The sequence below is a fragment of the Cetobacterium sp. ZWU0022 genome (assembly GCF_000800875.1).
In the GTDB taxonomy this organism is placed as follows: domain Bacteria; phylum Fusobacteriota; class Fusobacteriia; order Fusobacteriales; family Fusobacteriaceae; genus Cetobacterium_A.
This window is the reverse complement of sequence record NZ_JRJZ01000042.1, coordinates 113,664-129,029: the sequence shown is the minus strand read 5'-3', so window position 1 is coordinate 129,029 and position 15,366 is coordinate 113,664. Positions and strand designations below refer to the sequence as shown.

General features: G+C 30.5%; 14 protein-coding genes. 7 read left to right on the top strand and 7 right to left on the bottom strand.

What is annotated here, in order from left to right; genetic code table 11:
* Positions 1 to 157: 157 nt before the first annotated feature.
* From L988_RS05110 to L988_RS05080, 7 genes are all read right to left on the bottom strand, one after another.
* Positions 158 to 925, bottom strand: coding sequence for a DeoR/GlpR family DNA-binding transcription regulator (locus L988_RS05110; protein WP_047382235.1), 768 nt, complete (start codon positions 923 to 925; stop codon positions 158 to 160).
* A gap of 4 nt (positions 926 to 929) precedes the next feature.
* A complete protein-coding gene (locus tag L988_RS05105) occupies positions 930 to 2,042 on the bottom strand; it encodes a 2-aminoethylphosphonate--pyruvate transaminase (RefSeq protein ID WP_047382233.1) in 1,113 nt (370 codons plus the stop codon).
* Positions 2,035 to 3,390, bottom strand: coding sequence for an aspartate aminotransferase family protein (locus L988_RS05100; RefSeq protein ID WP_047382231.1), 1,356 nt, complete (start codon positions 3,388 to 3,390; stop codon positions 2,035 to 2,037). Before L988_RS05100 ends, L988_RS05105 begins: the two co-directional genes overlap by 8 nt.
* Positions 3,390 to 4,196 carry a phosphonoacetaldehyde hydrolase gene (phnX, locus tag L988_RS05095; RefSeq protein ID WP_047382229.1) on the bottom strand — a complete coding sequence of 269 codons (807 nt, stop codon included), beginning with the start codon at positions 4,194 to 4,196 and terminating at the stop codon, positions 3,390 to 3,392. Before phnX ends, L988_RS05100 begins: the two co-directional genes overlap by 1 nt.
* Positions 4,196 to 5,917, bottom strand: coding sequence for a putative 2-aminoethylphosphonate ABC transporter permease subunit (locus L988_RS05090; protein ID WP_047382228.1), 1,722 nt, complete (start codon positions 5,915 to 5,917; stop codon positions 4,196 to 4,198). The genes phnX and L988_RS05090 overlap by 1 nt, the downstream gene beginning before the upstream one ends.
* Complete coding sequence (locus L988_RS05085; protein ID WP_047382226.1) at positions 5,908 to 6,885, bottom strand: ABC transporter ATP-binding protein; 978 nt, start codon at positions 6,883 to 6,885, stop codon at positions 5,908 to 5,910. The genes L988_RS05090 and L988_RS05085 overlap by 10 nt, the downstream gene beginning before the upstream one ends.
* A gap of 150 nt (positions 6,886 to 7,035) precedes the next feature.
* A complete protein-coding gene (locus L988_RS05080) occupies positions 7,036 to 8,082 on the bottom strand; it encodes a putative 2-aminoethylphosphonate ABC transporter substrate-binding protein (RefSeq protein ID WP_047382224.1) in 1,047 nt (348 codons plus the stop codon).
* Positions 8,083 to 8,406: 324 nt separating this feature from the next.
* On the opposite strand from L988_RS05080, the gene L988_RS05075 reads away from it, so the two are divergent.
* The 7 genes from L988_RS05075 to L988_RS05045 all read left to right on the top strand — a co-directional run bounded on the left by L988_RS05075 (position 8,407) and on the right by L988_RS05045 (position 15,357).
* Positions 8,407 to 11,190: an EAL domain-containing protein gene (locus tag L988_RS05075; protein WP_047382221.1), complete on the top strand. Its 2,784-nt coding sequence runs from the start codon at positions 8,407 to 8,409 to the stop codon at positions 11,188 to 11,190.
* A gap of 9 nt (positions 11,191 to 11,199) precedes the next feature.
* Entirely contained in the window at positions 11,200 to 11,574 is a 375-nt protein-coding gene (locus L988_RS05070; RefSeq protein ID WP_047382218.1) for a GNAT family N-acetyltransferase, read from the top strand.
* Between the two features lie 15 nt (positions 11,575 to 11,589).
* Positions 11,590 to 11,901, top strand: coding sequence for a hypothetical protein (locus L988_RS05065; RefSeq protein WP_047382217.1), 312 nt, complete (start codon positions 11,590 to 11,592; stop codon positions 11,899 to 11,901).
* 143 nt (positions 11,902 to 12,044) lie between these two features.
* On the top strand, positions 12,045 to 13,010 hold the full coding sequence (locus tag L988_RS05060; protein WP_047382215.1) for a nucleoside hydrolase: 966 nt from the start codon (positions 12,045 to 12,047) through the stop codon (positions 13,008 to 13,010).
* A 7-nt stretch (positions 13,011 to 13,017) separates the two neighbouring features.
* A complete protein-coding gene (locus L988_RS05055; protein WP_047382274.1) occupies positions 13,018 to 13,716 on the top strand; it encodes a queuosine precursor transporter in 699 nt (232 codons plus the stop codon).
* 257 nt (positions 13,717 to 13,973) lie between these two features.
* Positions 13,974 to 14,900: a tripartite tricarboxylate transporter substrate binding protein gene (locus L988_RS05050; RefSeq protein ID WP_047382212.1), complete on the top strand. Its 927-nt coding sequence runs from the start codon at positions 13,974 to 13,976 to the stop codon at positions 14,898 to 14,900.
* Positions 14,901 to 14,922: 22 nt separating this feature from the next.
* Positions 14,923 to 15,357 carry a tripartite tricarboxylate transporter TctB family protein gene (locus tag L988_RS05045; RefSeq protein WP_047382210.1) on the top strand — a complete coding sequence of 145 codons (435 nt, stop codon included), beginning with the start codon at positions 14,923 to 14,925 and terminating at the stop codon, positions 15,355 to 15,357.
* Positions 15,358 to 15,366 lie beyond the last annotated feature (9 nt).

Here is a 15,366-nt window from a genome sequence, read left to right as displayed (position 1 = left end):
TGGTAGAGCACACGACTTTTAATCGTGTTGTCACTGGTTCGAGCCCAGTATGACGCACCAATAGAAAATTTTAAGATGTAGAGATACATCTTTTTTTTATTTTTTAAATATAATAAAAAAATAACTTCTACAAATTATGTAAAAGTTATTGAGAAATTTAATAGATTTTGACATTAAAGTTTTTAGAAATTTTCTTTAGAAAATCATGCTCGGGATTACTAGCAATTATTGTATCGACAGAATCTAGATTACAAACTTTGTAAAACTTTGTAGAGTTAAACTTTTCCTCTGTAATCATAAAAATATTTTCAGAACAGTGTTTTAAAACTTCTGCTGTCACATGTGCCTCATCACAGTTGTGAGATGTGATACCTTTTTCAAGAGATACACCATCTAAAGTTAAAAAAGCTTTATTGAAGAAATAATCTCCAATTGATAGTGCAACTTTTGTTCCAGAAGTTGAAAGAAGATTAAATTTTACCTCTCCACCCATAAAGAAAATTCTATGAGTGTTTTCTGTGTTACTAAAAATTTTAGTAAACTCAATAAGTGCTGCTAAAGAAACAGTTACAATTTTTAGATTTTTTTTAGTTTTTAAATGAGGAATAAGTTTTGTAACAGTAGTTCCAGCATCTAAAAAGATACAATCACCATCTTGAATAAGATCAGCAGCTTTTTTTCCAAGCAGATCTTTCTCAGTCGAGAAAAGCTCCTCTCTTATAGAGTAACTTTCATCTACAGAGGAGCTTTTAATAGCTCCCCCATAAACTTTTTGTATATCCATATTTTCAGCTACAATATCCTCTAAATCTTTTCGAATAGTTTCCATAGTGACACTGTATTTTTCTGATAACTCTTTTACATAAACGATATTCTTTTGATTTAATTCCTCTAAAATATGTTGTCTACGTTGATTCATCAGCATAAGCTTATCTCCAGAACATAGATTTTTGGATAGAGTCAATTAAAGTTTCGATATCTGTTGAGTAAACCTCTCCGATATTTCCAATTCTAAAGCTTTCCTCTTTAGTTAACTTACCAGGGTAGATAACAAATCCGTGCTCTTTTAGCTTTGAATAGAAAGTTTCAAACTTATACTCAGGGTGATTAGGAGCATAGAATGTAGTTATAATAGGTGATTGTTGGTCTAAAGATATAATAGCATCAAATCCTAAATCAGCCATTCCTTTAACAAGTTTATCTTGGTTCTCTTTATATCTTGCCTCTCTAGCTTTTACTCCTCCTTCAGCCTCTAATTCTAATAGAGCTTGATAGAATGCTCTAACAACGTGAGTTGGTGAAGTGAATCTCCATTTTCCATTTCCACTTTCCATAACTTTCCATTGGTCAAAGATATCTAAAGAGTGAGAACGAGCTTTTCCTTCACACTTTAATAGCTCAGATTTTTTAGCTACGATAAATCCAAACCCAGGAACACCTTGAATACATTTGTTAGCTGAACTGATTAGGAAATCAATTTTGTGCTCAGGTACATTAAAATGAATTCCACCGAAACTTGACATAGCATCTACGATGAAAGTCTTGTTGTATTTTTTTACAATCTCTCCAATCTCTTTAATTGGGTTTAAGATTCCTGATGTAGTTTCACAGTGAACAACAGCAACATGAGTAATCTCTGTATCCTCTTTTAAAATAGCCTCTAAGTGTGCTAAATCATAAGTTTCAGTTTGCTCAATTTTATAGATAGCATTTTTAACTCTAGCTACATCACAGATAGTTTTCATTCTGTCTCCATAAGCACCGTTAGAAAGAATTAAAATCTTTTCATTATCTCCAACAGTTGAAGTTAAAACAGCCTCAACAGAGAAAGTTCCGCTTCCTTGCATAGGAATCATAGTGTAGTCATCTCCAGCTTCAGCTACATCTAAAACTCTTTTTCTCATATCTTGAACTAAAGAGTTGTATTCGTTATCCCAAGTACACCAGTCTTTAAGCATAGCTGATCTAACTCCAGAAGATGTCGTTAATGGTCCTGGTGTTAAAAGGATGTATGGTCTATCTGTTAAATTGTTGTTATTCATTGTTATTTCCTCCAAAAAGTTTTGTATTTTCAATTTTTATGCTCTCTTCAAGAATCTCTAGAGCTTTTTCCAATTCAGGTTTTTCTATAATAAGTGGTGGTGATAGAGTTAAAATTCCACCAGAAACTTTAAAGCTAAGCCCAGAGTGAAGGCAACTATAAAGTATTCTATCGGCTTCAGAGTCAGCTTTCTCTTTAGTGCTTCTATCTCTAACAAGCTCTACTGCAAATAGCAATCCAATTGCTCTCACATCACCAATAATCTCATATCTATCTTTCAGCGTGTTTAATTTTTCTAAAAGGAATTTCTCCATCTCAGATGTTTTTTCTAAAATCTTATTGCTATCAATAAAATCGATTGCGGCATTAGCAGCAGCACATCCAACTGATGATTTTTCATGAGTGTAGTGTCCTAAAGATGTGTATTGTCCAATGTTGAACTCATCTTTTGTCAAAAGAGCTGAGATTGGGAATATACCTCCTCCAAGTCCTTTTCCAATAACAACCATGTCAGGCTCGATATCGTAGTGTTCAAAGGCAAAGAACTTTCCTGTTCTACCCATAGCTATAGCAGTTTCATCTAAAACTAAAAGAGTATTGTGTTTAGAACAGATATCTCTTATTCCTCTCATAAGTTTGTATGAAGGAATTTCTACCTCTGTATTTCTGATTGTTTCCATAAAAAATGCTGCGATATCTCCATGCTTTTCTAAAGTGTAATCTAAGATGTTTAAAAAAGTATCCTCATCAAACATGGGTCTGTAAGAGTTATATGGAACTAGATGCTCACATCCAGCTAAAAGTCCACCGATACCATTTCTAAAATGTGCTGTTCCACCTAAAGAGATTGCATCAATAGATGCTCCATGAAAAGAGTCCCAGAAAGAAAGGAAACCATCTTTTTTAGTTACAAGTCTTGCTAGTTTCATAGCCATTCCGATAGAAGATGTTGCACCTGGTGAGAACAGAACTTTATTTAAAACACCATTTGTTTTATCAGCAAGCTTTTGAGCCAAAGTTATAGCTGAGTTATTCGTATATCTTCTTGGCGAGAATGGAAGAGTTTCCATCTCATTGATGATAGCTTTTTTTACATCTTCATTTCCAAATCCAACTTGGTGGACATTATTTCCATGAAAATCCATATATATTTTTCCAGAGATATCCTCTAAGTATATTCCTTTTGATTTTTTTAAAACATTTAAACATGGTGTTGAAAGAGATTGATGAAGAAAAATATCTTCATCATCCCTAAGAACATTATTAGTTTCAAAGTCTATATTTTTTTCTTGCCACTTTTTACGGTTCTGAGAGGTATTGATATCTCCTTCAGATGTAATTTTATTCATTAGATAACCTCTTCAGCGTTCATTCTAGCGTTTATAACATCAATTATATGTGGTAAGTCTCCAACTTCTTCAACAATATAGTCAGCTCCAGCTGCGTATAATCTTTTTGCAGCAGCATCCATCAATTTTTTTAATTCAGTACTATCCATAGATTCTACTTCATCTTTAGAAAGACCTAACTCACTTCCACCTTTTAAGATTCCAACAGCCCAAACTCCAGCATTTTTTCCCTCTTTCATATCAACAGTAGTATCTCCAATTTTTATAACAGAGTGTCTACTTGGAATTGCTAAAGTTATCATGTTTTGGAAAATCATATATGGATGTGGTCTCCCTGCAGGAACCTCAGTTGATGTGATTCTAAAGTCAGGACAGTAACCAAACTCTTTTGCTTTTGGAGCAACGATATCTAACATCTCTTTTGTATATCCTGTAGTACTTCCAATTTTAATTTTTCTAGCTCTTAATTCAGATTGAAGTTCTAACATTCCAGGAACTGGTTCAGCAAAGTTTTCTAAAGAAGCGAACAGAACCTCTTCAAATCTTTCGTATAAAGAGTTGATATCATCCATTGTGTATTCTCTATTAAATTTCTTTAACCATAAAGCATGTATTCTCTCCATTTTTAATAATGCTTTAATGTGATCTATTTTTAACATTCCCATAGGTTTTCTAGCTTCTTCATAAGTGATTTCGATTCCATTTTCTTTAAATACTTGAACGAAAACATCAAGTGGTGCGAAACATCCATAGTCTACTGTAGTACCTGCCCAATCAAATATAACTGCTTTAATCTCTCTTTTCATTATTTATTCCTCCCAAAGTATCTTTTTTTTATTAATTCATATATTGCTTTTACTAAAAGGTTCGTCCCAACAATTAGGATTCCCATTGCTGCTGCTTTAGCTTGATCTCCAACTTCATCAAGGTTTACCATTGCTATAGAAGCAAGAGTAGTTTTTGATGTGTATAGGAAAACTGCTGCTGAAACTGTAGTCATACAGTTAACGAAGTAGTATATAAAAATCTCACCGATAGTGTGCTTAGTAAGTGGTAGAGTAACATTGAAGAATGTTTTATACCAAGGTACACCCATAGATAGAGATACAATTTCAAACTCTTTATCCAACTTTTTCAAAGATGTTGATGCTGTCATAAAAGCAACTGAGAAAAAGTGTACAATGTTTACAAGAACTAAAATCCAAAGTGTTCCGTAGATACTATTGAATGGGTTACCTACCCAACCAAGTAGTGGAACTCTTATATAATCCATATTGAAGAAGAAGATATAACCTAAACCTAAAACCATTCCGGGAAGAGCTAAAGGTACGATAGCAAAGAATTTGATAACATTTCTTAGCTTAGTTAAACTCTCAGTCTTTAAACAGATATATGCTCCAAGGTATGCTATAGCTGTTCCAAATAGAGCTGAAAGCAGTGCGATAGTTACCGAGTTTTTATAGAAGTGGAAAGCTCCACCGTTAAAGTCAAAGAATTTATAGTTGTTCAATGTAAGCTCAAAATTATAAGGCCACATTTTAACGAAAGATGCAACTGCTGCTGTGATGAAAAGTCCTAAAACACTAAGACCAATTAACCAACAGAAACAGTAGAAGAAGATATCTCTTCCAGTAGAGCTTTCAATTCTGTAGTTCATCGACTTTGCATTGAAGGTATCTCTTTGTTTTTTTTCTAAAGATTTTTCAAAGAAGAAAGATATCACCGCTGGGATAAGTAAAAGTATACTTACAACTGCTCCTCTTCCTAAGTTTTGTTGTCCAATTACTTGCTTATAGATATCTGTAGCTAAAACATTGTAGTTTCCACCAACAACTTTTGGAGCTCCAAAATCTGTGAAAGCAAGAATGAATGAAACTGTCGCAGTAGAGAACACTGCATATTTACAAGATGGTAAAGTTATAGTGAAGAACTGTTTTAATTTACTTGTTCCAAGAGTTTTCGCAGCTTCATAAAGTCTGTAGTCACTGTTTTGTAATGCCATTGATATAATCAAGTAAGCTTGAGGTAGAGTATAGATTACCTCACTTATTACGATTCCAGTAGGACCGTAAAGATTTATATCAGTTGCTATAGCTGGAAAGTTTCCAAAGAAACCAGTTGTAATAACTCCCATTCTTCCGAAAAGATATACAAGTGAAATTCCATGTAACATAGTCGGAGCAAATATAGGTAGAAGGATTAGAAATCTTAGAATTGTCTTTCCTTTTATATTACTTCTAGCCATTCCGTAAGAGTAACCAAATCCCAAAACTAAAGTTATAATCATAGTTAAACTAGCAATTTTAACTGTATTAAAGAATGAAGCCATTACGCCTGGGCTAGTAAGGTACTGCACAAAGTTTTGTAATCCAATAAAGTTTCCAGCATTATCCTCTGTCGCTTTTATGCTTAAAGTAATCAGAGGAAAGGCTAATGTAACAATGAAAAATGCTACGATTGCCCAAACAATTATATCTCTGACTTTTTCAGAAAGTAGTTTTTCAGATTTTTTAAAAACTAACTCCATTCAACTTCGCCTCCTAAAGTTCTTTCAACTTTAAGGAATATATGCTGGTCTTTCTTTAAAGGTATATGAGCAATTTTATTTCTACAGATATCAACTTCGATTATGTAGTTCTTTTTATTAACTTTTAATCTGTAGTATGACCCCATATACTCCCACGATTCCAATGTTCCCATAAAGAAGTTTTCAGTATGCTCATCCGCTAACGAGATATCCTCGGGTCTTGCCATAACTTTTTTTCCATTAATCTCAAACTTATTAACTTTTCCTATGAAATCCCCAATAAAGTTATTAGCTGGTTTTTCATAGATATCTTGAGGCGTTCCAACTTGAACAACCTTAGCATTATCCATAACAATTATTCTATCTGACATAGAAAGAGCTTCCTCTTGGTCATGAGTAACCATAATAGTTGTGATTCCAAGTTTTTTCTGAAGATCTTTTATATCATTTCTAAGTTTTTCTCTAACTTTAGCATCAAGTGCTGAAAGTGGTTCATCTAGTAGAAGTATATCTGGCGAGTAAGATATTGCTCTAGCAAGAGCTACTCTTTGTTGTTGCCCCCCTGAAAGTTCATTTGGATATTTGTTTTCTTGTCCTCTTAAACCAACAAGCTCAAGAGATTCATCTACCTTTTTTCTAATTATATCTTTTGGTATTTTTTTGTTTTTCATTCCGTAAGCTATATTTTCACCAACTGTTAAGTTAGGGAAAAGAGCATATGATTGGAATACGATTGACATATTTCTTTTTGATGGGTGTTTCTTTGTGATGTTCTCATCCTTTAAGAAAATCTCGCCGCTATCAACAGTTTCAAGACCAGCAATTATTCTAAGTAGTGTTGTTTTACCACAACCAGATGGTCCTAAGAAACAGATAAACTCCCCTCTTTCTATTTCGAAATCTATATTGTTTAATGCTTTGAATTTACCGAAAGTTTTTTCAATATTTTTTATTTTTAAATAACTCATTAATTCCTCCCTCTTTCATCATCTACAGTTATAATACTATATTAGAGTTAAAAACAAATTAAAACCAAGTAAAACACGAGTAAAACAAAGGTTAAGATTTTGTTAAAAAATAAAAGCTACAGATTTCTCTGTAGCTAGTTCAAATAAGTATTAGTTTTTTTCTGTTTTTGAACCAAACTTAGCTTCCCAATTCGAAAGAATACGATCTTTGTTAGCCGCAGCCCAAGAGAAGTCATTTGCAATAAGTTGAGATATTGGATTTTCAGGGAAACCTTTTGGAGGTTTAACGTCCATCTCTCTTGAAACGATTGCATATGATTTAGCATACATAGCCATTGCTTCTTCAGATATAGCCCAGTCTAGGAAGATTTTTGCTTCATCTTTTATATCCTTTTTATTTATAAGAGCGTTTGCTTCTGAATCCCAACCTGATCCTTCTGAAGGGAAGTAAACATTTATAGGTGCTCCTTCATTTTTAATTTTAATTCCAGGGTATCCATAAGAGATTCCAATTGGATATTCTCCTGAAGCTGCTGTTTTTGCAGGTTTTGAACCAGAATGAGTATAAACTCCCATGTTTTTATCTAGGTCAGCCATATACTGCCAAGCTTGTTCCTCTCCTAAAAGTTGAACTAAAGCAGAAACAGTTAAGAATCCAGTTCCAGATGAAGCTGGATTTGGCATAGAGATTAATCCTCTATATTCAGGTTTTAGAAGGTCGGCGAAGTTTTTAGGTTCCTCTATTCCAAGTTTTTTCATTTCTATAGTATTTACAGAGATTGCTGTCATCCAAGCGTTATTACCAACCCATTTAGGATCTTTTCCACTGTTGTCTCTGAATTTTGTGTTTATTTTTTCTATATCTTTAGGTGAGTATGCTTTTAAAAGATTAGCTTCATCTAAAACCAATAATCCAGTTGCTGCAGTTCCCCATATAACGTCAGCTTGAGGATTGTTTTTCTCTGCTAAAACTCTAGAGACTATAACACCAGTAGATTCTCTAACGATATTTAACTTTATATCAGGATATTGCTTTTTGAAAGATGTTAAATATTCTGGTATTTGCTCGTTTTCTAAAGCTGTATAAACTGTTATCTCTTTGCTTTTATTGTTAGTAGCAGTAGGTTTCTCAGAACTTCCACATCCAACTAAAAGTCCTGCAAAAAGTAGTGAACCAATTATTTTTTTATTAATCATTTAAATCACCCCATAGTTTATTTTATAAAATGATTATACTTTATTTATGTAAAGAGAAAATAAAGAAAAGGTAAAAGAAAGGTAAAACCATAAAAAACTATATATTAGAAATTAAAAAACTGATATAAAACCAATAAAAACAAAAAAAAGTGAATCTTAGAATATATTAGAATAAAAATTCGAAAAAAAAAGCAATTTTTCCTAGAAAAAAAATGGAATTCGAGCTATAATTTATAGAAAACTATTTTATTATGAAAAAAAATGATTGAATTTGATGGGAAATGATTAGAGATTTGTTTTTATGTGTGCAATTTAGGGGGATGGATGAGAGGAATAAGAATACTTATTATTTTCTTAATAAATTTTAGTATGTTGTTTTCAACAGAGAAATATATACCGAAAAATAGACAAGAAATAGAGTATCTTGAAAAAATTAGAGAAAAAACATTTAAGATGGGAATAGTTCAAAAAAACTATTTTGCATCAGAAAAAATTGATGGAATATCTTTAAACGATATAATTGAAGAGATGTTTAGAGATTATTTAGATTTAAATATAATTTTAGAAAAAAGAGAGTGGGATGAAAATCATAGCAAATTTAAAAATGGTGATTTAGATATAGTAGGTTACTTAACACCGTCAGAGGATAGAAAGAACTATGCTTTATTCACTCAAGGAATTATAGAAGAAAATTTAGTAATTGTTTCTAGAGATAAAAAGATAGATACAATAGGTGATTTAGATGGATTAAAAGTCTATGTGACTAGAGAAAGTATATATGAAAAATTTTTAGAAAGATTTATAGATAAAAATGAAATTCATTTAGAATATATTCCGATATCTGATATAGGAGATGATAGACCATATTCTTATGTAGATTCAGATTTGAATACTATAGGTGAAAAAAATAAATTAAAAATAGGTAGATTGCCGAATGCTTCTTTAGGTTTTATAAAAGAGCACCATGAACTAGTAAAGATAGTTGATAATGCTTTAGATGAAAAATATGGATTGATAATAAAAACTTGGTTTGAAAAAAGAAAAGAAAAGATATTTAAATGTAGATTGAATAGTCTTTTAACAAAAGAGGAGAAAAAATATTTAAATGAGTTACCAGTATTAAGAGTGGCTTATGGTAATATTGAAAAAATTAGTGAGTATTCACCTTTAGAAAATAGATATGTGGGAATAGCTCCAAGAATAATAAATTATATTTCAGAAAAAATGGGTATTCAAGTTATCGAAAGAGTTGATTTAAGAAGAGCAAATTGGAGAGGATGGACTCAAAAGTTTCTAGCCAAAGAGATTGATGTAATGCTTCTTTCTAAAACTCCAGAGCGAGAAAAAATATTTTTATTTACAAATAAACTGTCAGATATGAATGTATACGAGATAACCAATTTGAATCTTCAAAATAAAAAAAATAAAAAGATAGGAGTAATAAAAGATTCTATTGAAGAGAAAATAGCTAGAGAATATTTTGTAAACAGTGATATTATTCCTTATGATAATGAAGAAAAAATAAATCAAGATTTAAAAAAAAGAAAACTAAATACGATACTTTCTATAAATGCTGGTAGCTATGATATATCTAAATATAGTATAAAAGTTTTAGATGTTGTGCCAATGAATATTGTGTTAAGTAAAGATAATATTATTTTAAGAGATATATTAAATAAAGCTATAAATGAGTTTGTCAATATGGATGAATTTATGCAAGATTCTGAGATTACTAGAAAAAAAATTGAAATCTATGAAAAAAGAGTTCATAAAAATTTAATAGCTTTAATAGCTATTAGTTGTATATTTTTAATTGTCTTAGCAATGCATCAAACTCTAAAAATATTTAAGCATAAGAAAAAAAATAAGGAACTACTTAGAGATGAGTTGACAGGGCTTTATAGTAGAAGAGTGTACAATCAATTTTGTAAAAAGAATCAGACTTTAAAAGGGTGTGCTATTCTTTTGGATTTGAATAATTTTAAGATATTAAACGATACATATGGACATGATTATGGAGATAAGATTTTAATAGAAGTTGGAGAGTGTTTAAGAAGAGTTTTTAATGAAGAGCATACATTTAGAATCTCAGGAGATGAGTTTTATGTTTTTTCAACTTGTATAGAAGATATTGATTTAAAGTTGAAAAAATTAAAAAAATTATTTATAGATTCTCTTTTGCTTAGGAGATATAATATATCTTTTAGTTTGGGTTATTATTATAAAAAAGAAAATATATCAATGATGGAAGCTTTTAAATATGCAGATATGGCGATGTATTTTGCTAAAAGAGAGAAAAAAGAGTGGTTTGAAGAAGCGACAGAAGAGTTTATAAATAAAAATGTAAGAAGAAAAAAAATGGAAATACTTTTGAAAAAAGGTTTTGATAGAGAGTTTTATCCTGTATTTCAAGGAAAATATGATTTGAATACAGGTAAATTGATAGGAGCAGAAGCTTTAACTAGATGGAAAAACTCAGAGTTAGGTTTAGTTTCACCAGTTGAATTTATTCCTGTTGCAGAAGAGCTTGGAATGATTTATAAGATAGATTATAAAATAGCTGAGCACGCAGTTAAAGAAACTAAAAAACTTTTGATAAAAAAACAAGTTGATGAGGATTTTAGAATGTCATTTAATATGTCAGCAGAGACGTTTAGAAGAAGTGATGTTGTAAGTTATATTTTCAAAATTTTAGAAAGATACTCTTTAGATGGAAAAAATTTAGAAATAGAGATTACAGAAAGTATGTTTTTAACAGATACTAAAGATGTAGTTTCAAAATTAAAAAAGCTAAATGAAAGAGGAGTATATATATCAATTGATGATTTTACAGCAGGGTATTCAACAGTTGGATTATTGACAACATTACCAATAGATGTAGTTAAATTTGATAGATCTCTAATATCTACAATATGTGAGGATTCAGATAAAGGAAGAAGTGTTTATATCGGTCTAGCGAAAATGATAAAGAGTTTAAAACTTAAAGTTGTTGCTGAAGGAATAGAGGGAAAAGAGCAATATGAATTTTTAAGAGAGATCGGAATAAATTATGGTCAGGGTTATTATTTAGGAAAACCAGAAAGAATTTTACAAGATAGTAATAATTAAGGAGGAAAAATGTTTGAAGTAAAAAATTATGTTGAAAGTGATTTTAAAGCACTTTTTAATATAAATAGAAATGCATTTAGAAATTACTCTAGAAAAGAGAGTTTGAATGAATTTAAAAAGTCTATTGAAAATACAGTTGGAAAAGTTTTAGTTTTGCAAAATGAGATAATAGGAGCTGTATTTTTAGAGGCTAAAGATAGTGAAGGGAATTTTAAAGTAAAAAAGCTATTTATAACACCAAAATATCAAAATAAAGGCTTGGGGTATTTTATTTTGACTCATCTAAAAGAGGAAGATGAATCTATAAAAAATATCGAATTAGAAATATCTGAAGAGATTTTAAAAGTAAAAAAGTTTTGTGAAAAAATGTTAAAAGAAATATAGAAAAAGAGGTAAAAAATGAAAAATAAAATATCTGCTTTAGGGCAATATCTAGTTAAGCAAACAGGAAAGAATTTTAATTTTAAAATGATAAAACCTGATGGGTACTATAAAGGAGTGTTATTCTCTTACGGATTAGATGATTACTTAGTTTCAAGTGATAGAGTTGAACTTTTAAGTACTATCGAGTTAATCTCAATGAAAACAGCAAAAGATTATCCAGCTAAGCTTGTAAGAAGATACACTCATAGTAAGTTTGAAAAAATTGGAAAGAAAAAAGAGGAAACAATTGTAGTAAATGGAGTTAAATATTTCATTATTAAATTGTAAAAATCTAAAAAAAATGGTATAATTTTTATCGAACGAATTTAATAAAGAAGATGTTTGGGAGATCCATCTGTAAAAAAAACCAGCGAAGGGCTAGGTTTATTCTGCCCTTTTTTTGTTTTATGGGTCCCAGAAAGGGAGAGATTATGAAAAAAGTAATTATTGATTGTGATCCAGGAATTGATGACTCGTTAGCGTTGATTTTAGCTCTAAAATCACCAGAATTAGATGTTGTTGGAATTACAATCTGTGCTGGAAATGTTCCAGTGGAACTTGGAGGAGTAAATGCCTACAAAGTTTTAAAACTGATGGATAGAGTGGATATTCCAATCTATTTAGGAGATAATAAGCCTTTAAAAAGAGAGCTTGTTACAGCCCAAGATACACATGGAGAGGATGGATTAGGTGAAGTTTTACCTATGATAGAGATTCCAGAAGGAGCTATACAATTAGGAGCTGTGGATTATTTAATTCAGACTTTAAAGAATAGTGATGATGTATCGATTATAGCTTTAGGACCAATGACAAATTTGGCAAAGGCTGTGGAGAGAGAGAAAAACATTTTGAAAAAAGCTGAAAGAATAGTTTCTATGGGTGGAGCTTTTAGAACGAATGGCAACTGTTCACAAGTGGCAGAGTTTAACTATTGGGTTGACCCTCAATCGGTAAACGTAGTTTTTGAAAATGTTGATAAGGCGATAGAGCTAATACCTCTAGATGTAACTAGAAAGATAGTTTTAACACCGAATTACAGAGAGTATCTAAGACAGATGAAAAATGATGTAGCACAGTTTATCTATGATGTAACAGGATTTTATGTGGATTTCCACTGGATGCAAGAGAGAACTTTAGGATGTGTTATAAACGATCCTTTAGCAGTGGCATATTTTATAAAACCAGAGTTATGTAAGGGAGTTTTGACGCATTTAGAATGTGTCCAAGATGGACCTGCTATGGGTCAGAGTTTAATAGACATTGGAGATTTCTATAGAAGAGTTCCAAATGTATTTATAAACACTGAAGTAGATGAAAAAGAGTTCTTTAACTTATTTTTCAAAAGAGTTTTTCCAGAAAATATAAAAGATACAGAGATCGTGTTAAAGGGGTATTAAGATGAATATGGCAGATATATTATTAAGAAATGAAGTATTATGGGCAATAAAATTATTAGTAAGTTTTATAACAGTTTTAGGAGCATATAAGTGTTTTGGTAAAGTTGGATTATTTGTTTGGATTCCAATATCTATGTTTATAGCCAATGTTGAGGTTATGATTTTAGTTAAGTTATTCGGATTGCACGCTTCTTTAGGAAATATTCCTTATGCAAGTGCTTTCCTTGTTACAGATATTCTTTCAGAGAAGTATGGGGAAGAGGATGCGAAGAAAGCTATATGGATTGGATTCTTTACAAATATAGTTGTAGCTTTAATGATAAACTTTGCACTTATGTTTACACCAGAAGTTGATGGAGTGGAAACATTTGGTAATTTAAAATCTATTTTTGGATTGTTCCCTAGATTTATGATAGTTGGATTAGTATCTTACGCTATTTCACAAAATATAGATATCTATCTATATAAAAAGTTAAAAGAGAAATTCCCTAACCATTTATGGATTAGAAACAATGGAAGTACAATGATAAGTCAGTTAGTAGATAACATTTTATTTACGACATTTGCATTTATAGGAGTATTCCCAGTTTCAGTTATGTTTGAGATATTCTTAAGTACATATATTTTAAAATGGATAGTAGCAGCTATGGATACACCATTCCTATATTTAGCTACGAAAATGGATTCTAAAAAATCGTTATGTTAATATATTTGGAGGTTAGAGTTTTCTAACCTCCTTTTTTATAAGAAGAAAATAAAGTTCTAAATATGAAACAAAAAAAATGTTATAAATCTTTTAATAATAAGCATATACATATATAAATAAATAAAAAGATAAATAAAAAAGTTATAAAAGTTTCACATATGAAACCTTTTTGTATAAAAAGATGTTTTATTTTTATACAAAGAAATGTATAAACTTACATAAGATGTATTTTTTAGAGAAAAATTCAGGAGGGAATTATGAAAAAGAAAATTTGGTCAATTTTATTTTTAGGAGCATCGATATTTACGTTTGGAAAAGAATTTCCAACTAAAAATGTAAACTTAGTAGTACCTTTTGGTGCCGGTGGAGGAACAGATGCAGTAGCGAGAAAATTATCAAGTATAGCTGAAAAAGAATTAGGAAAATCGATTGTTATAGTAAATAGAACAGGAGGAGCAGGAGCAGTAGGAATGACTTATGGGGCAAAGTCAAAAAATGATGGTTACACAGTAACTATGATAACAAGAGAGATTGTGTCATTACCATTAATGAAATTATCACCAATATCTTATAAAGATTTTGATTTAGTTAGTTTGATAAATATGGATCCAGCAATTGTATTAGTAAACAAAGATTCGAAGTATAATTCAATTAAAGATTTATTAGAAGATGCAAAAGCAAATCCAGGAAAAATAAAATTTGCAAGTACAGCAAAACCTAACTTTTATGCTTTAGCTATCGAAGTAGAAGAAGGTATCAAGTTAAATCATATTCCATATAATGGAGCTTCTGAAGCGATTCCCGCAGTATTAGGGAATCATGCGGATTTGACAATTGTAAATCCAGGAGAGGCTATCGGACAAATAAAAAGTGGACAATTAAAACCAATTGGAATAATGGCTGATAAAAGGTTGGAGAATTTAGAAGAAGTATCTACTTTGAAAGAACAAGGTTACGATATAGTTTCAGGAACTTGGAGAGGTTTGGCAGTTCCTAAAGGGACATCTCCAGAAATAATCGAAAAATTGAATCAAGTATTTAAAACTGCTTCAAATTCAGAAGAGTTTAAAGAATTTATGGATAACTCAAATTTTGGAATAAAATATTTAAATGCGGAAGAATTTAAAACTTTTATTGAGGAAGATACAGTAACTATAAATAAAATTATAGATAGTATAAATTAAATAATAAGGAGTAAGTACAGTAATGATAGAAAAAATATTTTCAATATTTCTTTTAATTATAAGTATGATAGGCTATCACTTGGCAAGAAGTTTTGAGAATGGATTTATGATAGATAATGGGTTAGGAGCAGGATTTTTTCCGAAGGTAGTATGCATAGTATTAGGAATTTTATCGTTAATAATGTTTATAAGGAGCTTTAAGAGTAATGCCAACTACAAGTTTTGTAAAGATAATAAGAATACATTTGTTGTAATGGGATTATGTATAATATATTTATTTTTGATGCAAAGAATAGGATATTTGTTATCAACAATAATTTTTTCTTTAGGAGTAATTAATGTTTTAGACAGAAAAAAAATAATTATAAATATAATGTTTTCTGTAATATTTACGATTGGAATTTATTATTTATTTTCTAAAGTATTTAATGTATCATTACCAACGGGAATTTTATAGGAGGAAATT

Bases quoted from the DNA above. Each gene is read 5' to 3' on its own strand.
- L988_RS05110 (WP_047382235.1), bottom strand. From the start codon at position 925: ATGCTGATGAATCAACGTAGACAACATATTTTAGAGGAATTAAATCAA.
- L988_RS05105 (WP_047382233.1), bottom strand. From the start codon at position 2,042: ATGAATAACAACAATTTAACAGATAGACCATACATCCTTTTAACACCA.
- L988_RS05100 (WP_047382231.1), bottom strand. From the start codon at position 3,390: ATGAATAAAATTACATCTGAAGGAGATATCAATACCTCTCAGAACCGT.
- phnX (WP_047382229.1), bottom strand. From the start codon at position 4,196: ATGAAAAGAGAGATTAAAGCAGTTATATTTGATTGGGCAGGTACTACA.
- L988_RS05090 (WP_047382228.1), bottom strand. From the start codon at position 5,917: ATGGAGTTAGTTTTTAAAAAATCTGAAAAACTACTTTCTGAAAAAGTC.
- L988_RS05085 (WP_047382226.1), bottom strand. From the start codon at position 6,885: ATGAGTTATTTAAAAATAAAAAATATTGAAAAAACTTTCGGTAAATTC.
- L988_RS05080 (WP_047382224.1), bottom strand. From the start codon at position 8,082: ATGATTAATAAAAAAATAATTGGTTCACTACTTTTTGCAGGACTTTTA.
- L988_RS05075 (WP_047382221.1), top strand. From the start codon at position 8,407: ATGAGAGGAATAAGAATACTTATTATTTTCTTAATAAATTTTAGTATG.
- L988_RS05070 (WP_047382218.1), top strand. From the start codon at position 11,200: ATGTTTGAAGTAAAAAATTATGTTGAAAGTGATTTTAAAGCACTTTTT.
- L988_RS05065 (WP_047382217.1), top strand. From the start codon at position 11,590: ATGAAAAATAAAATATCTGCTTTAGGGCAATATCTAGTTAAGCAAACA.
- L988_RS05060 (WP_047382215.1), top strand. From the start codon at position 12,045: ATGAAAAAAGTAATTATTGATTGTGATCCAGGAATTGATGACTCGTTA.
- L988_RS05055 (WP_047382274.1), top strand. From the start codon at position 13,018: ATGGCAGATATATTATTAAGAAATGAAGTATTATGGGCAATAAAATTA.
- L988_RS05050 (WP_047382212.1), top strand. From the start codon at position 13,974: ATGAAAAAGAAAATTTGGTCAATTTTATTTTTAGGAGCATCGATATTT.
- L988_RS05045 (WP_047382210.1), top strand. From the start codon at position 14,923: ATGATAGAAAAAATATTTTCAATATTTCTTTTAATTATAAGTATGATA.